The organism is Acutalibacter sp. 1XD8-36, assembly GCF_009917525.1.
Lineage (GTDB): Bacteria > Bacillota > Clostridia > Oscillospirales > Acutalibacteraceae > Acutalibacter.
The window spans coordinates 1-6,959 of record NZ_QZDU01000026.1; the positions used below are offsets into that span (position 1 = coordinate 1).

The 6,959-nt window shown below is 51.0% G+C and carries 9 protein-coding genes and 1 pseudogene; 2 read left to right on the forward strand and 8 right to left on the reverse strand.

The annotated features are described in order from the left end of the window. The 7 genes from D5270_RS16050 to D5270_RS16080 form a co-directional block, all read right to left on the reverse strand. Positions 1 to 230 (reverse strand): IspD/TarI family cytidylyltransferase (locus D5270_RS16050; RefSeq protein ID WP_166545033.1); only part of this gene is annotated, 230 nt, incomplete at its 3' end. Further along, complete coding sequence (locus D5270_RS16055) at positions 227 to 748, reverse strand: adenylyl-sulfate kinase (RefSeq protein WP_166545034.1); 522 nt, start codon at positions 746 to 748, stop codon at positions 227 to 229. The genes D5270_RS16055 and D5270_RS16050, both read right to left, overlap by 4 nt. 12 nt (positions 749 to 760) lie before the next feature. After that, the gene (locus tag D5270_RS16060) at positions 761 to 2,782 is read right to left on the reverse strand and encodes a hypothetical protein (protein WP_166545035.1); all 2,022 of its coding nucleotides are present in this window, start codon (positions 2,780 to 2,782) and stop codon (positions 761 to 763) included. A gap of 118 nt (positions 2,783 to 2,900) precedes the next feature. Beyond that, complete coding sequence (locus D5270_RS16065; RefSeq protein ID WP_166545036.1) at positions 2,901 to 4,112, reverse strand: flagellin N-terminal helical domain-containing protein; 1,212 nt, start codon at positions 4,110 to 4,112, stop codon at positions 2,901 to 2,903. A 136-nt stretch (positions 4,113 to 4,248) separates the two neighbouring features. Then, entirely contained in the window at positions 4,249 to 4,440 is a 192-nt protein-coding gene (locus D5270_RS16070) for a carbon storage regulator (protein WP_166545037.1), read from the reverse strand. Positions 4,441 to 4,459: 19 nt separating this feature from the next. Beyond that, entirely contained in the window at positions 4,460 to 4,864 is a 405-nt protein-coding gene (locus D5270_RS16075) for a hypothetical protein (RefSeq protein WP_166545038.1), read from the reverse strand. Between the two features lie 183 nt (positions 4,865 to 5,047). After that, positions 5,048 to 5,374 carry a helix-turn-helix domain-containing protein gene (locus tag D5270_RS16080; RefSeq protein WP_166545039.1) on the reverse strand — a complete coding sequence of 109 codons (327 nt, stop codon included), beginning with the start codon at positions 5,372 to 5,374 and terminating at the stop codon, positions 5,048 to 5,050. A gap of 258 nt (positions 5,375 to 5,632) precedes the next feature. Between D5270_RS16080 and D5270_RS16085 the strand changes: the two genes are divergently transcribed. Both D5270_RS16085 and D5270_RS16090 read left to right on the forward strand, forming a co-directional pair. After that, entirely contained in the window at positions 5,633 to 6,028 is a 396-nt protein-coding gene (locus tag D5270_RS16085; protein WP_166545040.1) for a HEPN domain-containing protein, read from the forward strand. Beyond that, a complete protein-coding gene (locus D5270_RS16090; protein WP_166545041.1) occupies positions 6,007 to 6,306 on the forward strand; it encodes a nucleotidyltransferase domain-containing protein in 300 nt (99 codons plus the stop codon). The genes D5270_RS16085 and D5270_RS16090 overlap by 22 nt, the downstream gene beginning before the upstream one ends. A 335-nt stretch (positions 6,307 to 6,641) precedes the next feature. Here D5270_RS16090 and D5270_RS16095 read toward each other — a convergent pair. Then, a pseudogene (locus D5270_RS16095) lies at positions 6,642 to 6,842 on the reverse strand (tyrosine-type recombinase/integrase); the annotation flags it as partial. Positions 6,843 to 6,959: the final 117 nt, after the last annotated feature.

Consider the following 6,959-nt stretch of genomic DNA (forward strand, 5'->3'; position numbering starts at 1 on the left):
GACACTACCCATTCCAGTTTAGAAATCCTGTGCTGTCTGGCATACGCTCTCAATATATCGTGCCATCCGTCTACGCAGACCACACCTACGGCGTCTATATCCGGGTGTGACTGGAAGGCTTCCAGCGTGTAGATTATCACAGGCTTATCGTTTACATTCAAAAATTGTTTGGGTATCTCCTGCTGCATTCTCTGGCCCTTGCCGCCGGCTATTATCAGCCCGATATTCATACGCTTTCCTCCAGGCCGAACGCCTTAAAGAGCCTGTCCACAATGAGCTCAGGTGCCTCTTCCCTATCATTTTCAATTACTGCGTCGGAGCTGTCCGGCTCATCCCAGGGCAGGTCAACGCCTACCACTTGCCTTGCTCCAGGAGAATATAACCCCTTCTGGTTGCGCCTTCTCAGGGTCTCCATACTGACCTTTATATATATCTCACGGTAATTCTCAATGTTCTCACGGCACCAGGCACGTACGTCGGCATACATCCCAATGCCACAGTAAACTGCATCCAGCCCCTGCTCCGCCAGTTCATTGCATTGCATAAGGAGGTTTTTTGCACCCTGCCGCCGGGCTTCCGTGGAGTAATCCCGGGGTGCGCGGGCATTAGCTTTATCGCGGTTTTTATCGCCGTCAATCAGCACCGCGTCCGGCTTGAGTGTCTGCAAGCGCTGGTAGAACAGGCCGCCTATTGTCGTCTTCCCAGCCCCCGCAAGCCCTGTGAAGAAGTAAACCGTTCCTTTTTTCATCTATTTACCTCCTCAGTGGTACAGCGGCTGCTCCAGGAGCGCCGGGTCTAGTTCCAGCTTTGGCATCATGTGCAGGGGCTGCCCTGCACGGTTCACGAAGTTCAGGCCGTTTTGCAGGACCTCAAAAATGCGCAGCCGCTCACTGTTCATCCGCTCCTCAGCCTCGTCCAGGAGGATTTCTACTGATTCCTCCGGATTTTTGCCGGGCTTTAGTGTATGCCCATCCTTGGCCTCCTCCATGAGCACTGGCCTGTAGGTATCCCGGATGTACTTATTTATAGTTGTACACCCAGCGATGAGCTCTTTCATGCGCTCCATGCCTACGTCTTCGCCGTTGTAGTAATGAAAGTCATAGCCGTAATATTCATAGGCATCGCGCATGAAGTATTCTATCAGACACCGCTCGGCGTCATTTGCAAACTCATCGTAGGTGCGGTATAGGGCTTCAGTCCCAAAGCCTACTGCATTTCCCGGCGTTATTGGGTCGCGCTCTCCATATTCTGAGCAGTAGGTCAGGCTCTCGGTATATGGTAAGTCAAGGAACGCCGCCAGCGCGGTGAAGGTGGCTTTAGGGTTCAGCTTGCCGTCTTCAAAACGCACCAGTACGCTGTCTTTGTAGAGCCGCTCGTGGGGGTCCAGCATGAAGCTCCGGTTCATGATACGCTCGGTGACCGCGTCCCCCACAACGGAGTGTTTGCCGTCCTCGCGAGGGTTGACCCAGCTATCCTTAGCCATGCCGTTCATAAACCTGACTGTAGCAGCATGGCTGGTCGTCATACGCCGCATGGGCGTGAATGTCTTTATATATTTAAAGTTCCTGAATATTGGCGAAGCCATTACCTCATCGTACTGATTAGACACCAGCGCCGCCCGCCCCTTCATATCCAGCTCCGCCATATACTCTATATTGCTAAAATGTGGCTGGAAGAAAAGGGCCGGGGATATTCGTGACGCATAGTCAAGACCCACAGTTGCTCGTTTGTCATTCAGAAAGAATGCCACGAGAAAATCCCGTTCGGTGCGGTTTTTCATTAGGTACAGCTCTCTAACATAACGGGGGTCCCAGTCGGCAATAGCGCCAGTTATATCCTGCGTACTCTTAATCTGGTCGATTATTTTGCGGACCTTTGACATGGTCTCCGCTACGTTGTCAAACATAAGCGAGGGCATAACAATCAAATTGGGGTGATTGTCAAATATTTCATTAAAAAAGTCGCCTCCGTTATGAGTGGACAGCTGGGTGTGCCAGATAAGTCTGCTGACTTCCCTGATACCTATAGGCTTTAGCGCAAACTTACTGTAATCAATACCGAAGCGCTTATTGAAGTCGATAGGGTATTCACCTATTTCGTCATCAATCAGGAATACAAACTTTTTGCTTTCAAGTAAAGCCCTTAGGTTGAGGCACTGCAGATAGCTGCAGAACTCCTCCCAATTTGTATAGTGCAGATAGATATGGTTTTCTTTTGCAACATATGTACTGTCCCGCACATTGTCGCATAAATATTCTAATTCATACTGTGAAAAAATATCTTTCGCTAGTATGGGATTTTCTAAATCATGGAAGAAATGGTGGCGAATCACCGGCTCTTTAAAATCGATTAACTCCCCAAAACGGTTTTCATTTGCAAAATATGGGATATACGAACTGTCATCGTATGGATAAAACCGTACCGGTAATTCCTCAAACGGCACAAAATCTTCGTGGAAAAAGTATGGATATTTCTTTAAAAGCTTGCAGTTTCTCTCATAGTGAGACTGCAGTTCCTTTATATTTGGCGTATAGAACGCCTCAGTCATAATGCTGAAGGTTTCATCCTGAAAAAGCCCCGCGCAGTGCAGTTTATGAAGCACTGTGTATGAAACTTTATAGTCTGTGCCAAACTGCAGGTTCCATAACGCAGCTTCAAGCTCCGCAGCAGAGTCCCCTTCTATACCTTCATTAAGCGCTACCTTATACGCTTTCGCCGCTTCTTTATCTTTTCCAAGCCCGACTAGCTTTCGGGCAATCTCCAGGCTCCTATTGTCGCTCACTCTGGGCTCCCTCCCATAAAAATATGAGAAAGGGACGGGCAGACGCCCGCCCCTTCTCCTGTGCAAATATTTCGGTCGGTTAGATATAAAGTTACCGGAACAATCTGACAAACCGCTCTTACTGGAGCAGCTGCAGAACGCCCTGGGGAACAGCATTGGCCTGGGCCAGCATCGCCTGAGCGGACTGAATCAGGATGTTGTTCTTGGTGTAGGCCATCATCTCGTCGGCAACGTCGGTGTCGCGGATGGTGGACTCGGCGTCCTGGATGTTCTCTGCCATTACGGACAGGTTGCTGGCGGTGTGGTCCAGACGGTTCTGAGCTGCGCCCAGGTCACCACGTGTAGAGGACACCAGGTTGCTGGCGTACTGAATGTAGTTCAGTGCATCGCCCGCCTTGTCGGCGGTGGTGATGTCTACAGAATAGCCCAGGAACAAGTTATCCGCATGCATATCGTTGGCACCCACACGAATCTGGTTGAAGTTGTGGGGGGTATCTCCTATCTGCAGCTTACGGCCGCCGTTGAAGGAGAAGGTGGGCAGAGAGGTAACGTCAAGCTTGACGCCTGCCTTAGTTGCTGTAATCTTAATCTTTCCACCAGAGGCTGCAACTGTCAGGTTTGCCTCGTTGCCGTCCAGGTCCTTTGCCTTTAGTGTAGACCCAAGCTTTGCCACGAGAGCTGACACAACTGTGCTGGCTGTAGCGCCTGTGCCCATCTTAAGAACAGTCCCGTCGAAGGTAGCAGTGCTTCCAGCAGCCAATGTTCCGGCTGCCAGCTCGACACGATAGGTCTTATTGCCCACCTGGATGCTGCCGCCAATCAGGTTCTTGGCGTCACTGAGCGTAATCTCCATCTTAGCCGTTGCAGTAGCGCTGGTCGCCTGGGTGAAGGTGGCCTCACCGCTGGACATTGAGCCATCCAGCAGCTTAATGCCGTTGAAGTTGGCGCTGTCGGCGATACGGTCGATTTCAGACATCAGGGAGTCAACTTCCTTCTGGAGCTGAACGCGGTCAACGTTCTCGTCGTAGGTGCCGTTGGCGGACTGGGTGGCCAGGTACTTCATGCGCTTGACCATGTCCTGAATCTCCTGCATGGCGCCCTCAGCGGTCTTTACCAGGCTGATGCCGTCCTTAACGTTCTTCTGGGCAGCGTCAAGGCCGGTAATCTGAGCACGCATCTTCTCGGATATAGCCAGACCAGCAGCGTCGTCACCGGCGCGGTTAATCTTGTAGCCGGAAGACAGCTTCTCCAGGTTCTTGCCCAGAGCGGAAGTGTTGGTGTTGTAGTTGCGGTAAGAGTTCATTGCCAGAATGTTGTGCTGAATACGCATAATTTTCTCTCCTTAAAATTATTTTTGCGTTTTTGGTTTACCCACGTTCATCGTGGGGGTGCGCCCTGCGTCCCGCTGGCCTGGCGGGGGTTCAGACGCTTTATCTCAACCGGCCTAGGACCGGGTGAAATCAAAGTCAAATGTTCTCGCTGCGCTTCTTCGGCGGGCGCTCGTCCGTGCGTTCCACGAGCTTTCCGCGCAGCACAGGTATCTCTTTTGGAGCCTCCACCGCGACTTCGATGGAGTCCCCCTTACGATGGAATATCTGAACGGTTATATTCTCTCCAATCGTCAGGTATTCTCCCGGCTTGAGCCTTAATGTCAGCATAGGGTTCCCTCCCCTAGGTTTAGCTTGCGGCCTGCTCCCCGGCTTCCTCCTGCTCGGCCCGTCGGACCGCGTCGTAGAAAGTAGTGGCCGGCATCCCGCACAGCCTGGCGGCCTCTTTCAGGTTCATTTCCCGGTTTCGCCAGGATTTTCGGACTTCATCAAAATTGTCCGGCAGGGGCTTGCGCTTGCTGCCGAACTGCACACCCCGGGCTTTGGCCTTTGCTATGCCCTCGGCCTGACGGGCTCGGCGCTCACGGCGCAGGCTCTGCTTGGTGGCAGACAGGAAAAGCTGTGAAACAAACGCGCCAAGCAGTTCCTCGCAGTGTTCAGGGTCCTGGTCAGAGATATGCTCGACAATGTTTTCCGCCAGCTCCGGAAGGTACTCCTTTAGCTCCCGACCTCCAGTCAATATAATCTCTGCCAAAACGCATCACCTCAACTTGCTTTGTCCGGTGTTCCGTGAGATATCGGACAGGTTTTGAAGCCGCTTATTAGCTGGCTTCACACAATATATCGGCAGATTTTTGGGAAAGTTTAGGGTTAAATGAAACTTTTTTGAGTGGACGGGGTTGTACACAATTTCGGACAGGTTTTTCTATTTTATACACTACATATTGTCCCGGCTTTTCATACGCTGTGCCGCGTCATAAAAGGTGGACTTCGGCACCCCGCAAGCTTCCGCGGCTTTGCGCAGACTTATTTTCTTTTCCCGCCACGCCTGGTACAGCGCCGGGAAGCTCTCGGGCAGGGCCCTGGCCTGGGGGCCGAAGTGCACGCCTCTGGCCTTGGCTGCTGCTATGCCCTCGGCCTGGCGGGCTCGTATATTCACCCGCTCGTTTTCCGCTACGAAGGACAGCACCTGGAGCACTATATCGCTGAGAAAGGAACCAAGTAAATCCTTATCCCGGCGTGTATCGAGCAGGGGCATGTCCATGTGCTACCCTGGAGAGGTCGAGGATTTACTATCATCTGGAGCCTGCGGCAGGGGAGTACAGGCGCAGGCTTGAGGAGGAGTATGAGAGGATGACGCTGGGAGTCAGGAGTTTTTTGGAGTTTGTGCGGTCATAAGTGGTTGGGAAAGGGCTTTTCTTTGTTATGCGGCGCAAATTTTGCACAGGAACTTTGCCCTTTCTTTTTCATATACTTTGTGGTATACTATAAACTGTAAACTGATATTTGTGATGATTATGCAATGGATGAATTTGCAAAAACTGCATACTGGCTGGACTGTGCGGATTACGACTTGCAGACCGCCAAAGCTATGCTTGAAACAAAGCGATTTCTCTACGTTGGATTCATGTGCCATCAGACCATTGAAAAGGGGTTAAAAGCAGTTTTCGTTCAACGACAGCCAAACAGCGAACTGCCTTATATTCACAGCTTGGTACGCCTTGCCAATCTGCCGGGAATTGCAGCTGCGATGAATGAAAGTCAGCTTTCCCTCCTGGACGTTCTTAATCCGCTGAATATCGAAACCAGATACCCTCTCAACAAAGAAAAGCTCTTGCGTTCCCTAACTGAATCACGCTGTGAAGATTTAATTCGCAAAGCGGAGGAATTATTGACATGGATAAAACCGAAGTGTTAAACTTGGCAAAAAAATATGCCGCTGTTGTCCGGAAGGAGTTGGACACCCGGTCAATTATCCTTTATGGCTCTCAGGTAAAGGGGACTTCCACAGAAAGCAGCGATATTGATATTGCCATTATTGTTGATGATATTCCAGGCGACTATTTGGACAGTGTCGCTCTATTATGGAGGCTTTCCAGAAAAATCAATGCGGATATCGAGCCTGTCCTTTTGACTGCTGCCGATTCTGACAGCGGCTTTCTCCACACTGTCCGTGAAACCGGGATCGTTGTCTGACCCATAAGCTGACCCAGAATCGAAAAAACTCAGTGGACTGGATAGGTCTTGACTTTCGGGTTTTGGCTGAAAAATCGAGCGAAAAGGGCCGGAAATGCCCGGAAATCGCTGAAAAAATCCGCTCACCACAGCTCATAACCCGAAGGTCGCAGGTTCAAATCCTGCCCCCGCAACCACATCGAATCCCTAGAAACTATAAGGTTTCTAGGGATTTTTTCTATTCGTTCGCAACATTTTTAAGGGCCTCCCCAGGCCCCAAAATTCAACTATAATTCAACTCGGCCTTTTTTATCCTCAAATTCAACTCTGAGTTCAACAGGCGGCACTCCAACTGTCTACGCTTTTTTCAGGAACACATCAGCCAGAATGTCGGCGTTCCGCTCGTCTGCCTCCTCCATCACATGGGCGTAGATGTTAGCCGTGGTGCTCACCTGGGCATGGCCCAGCCTTTTGCTGATACTCACGCTATCCACCCCATTGAAGTATAGCATAGAGGCCATTGTGTGCCTCAAATCGTGAAACCGTATCTTGGGTAACCCCGCCCGGTAGTGTCAAGAATTTTTCGCAAATAAGATTGCAGGGTCTGGCTTGAATAAAGTCAGCCAGCGATGGAGGCGTCCTCCAGAGAGGCCTCCAGGTGCTTCATGTTCATG

Coding starts and splice junctions, on each gene's coding strand:
- D5270_RS16065 (WP_166545036.1), bottom strand. CDS start 4,112: ATGCGTATTCAGCACAACATTCTGGCAATGAACTCTTACCGCAACTAC.
- D5270_RS16080 (WP_166545039.1), bottom strand. CDS start 5,374: ATGGACATGCCCCTGCTCGATACACGCCGGGATAAGGATTTACTTGGT.
- D5270_RS16090 (WP_166545041.1), top strand. CDS start 6,007: ATGGATAAAACCGAAGTGTTAAACTTGGCAAAAAAATATGCCGCTGTT.
- D5270_RS16085 (WP_166545040.1), top strand. CDS start 5,633: ATGGATGAATTTGCAAAAACTGCATACTGGCTGGACTGTGCGGATTAC.
- D5270_RS16055 (WP_166545034.1), bottom strand. CDS start 748: ATGAAAAAAGGAACGGTTTACTTCTTCACAGGGCTTGCGGGGGCTGGG.
- D5270_RS16070 (WP_166545037.1), bottom strand. CDS start 4,440: ATGCTGACATTAAGGCTCAAGCCGGGAGAATACCTGACGATTGGAGAG.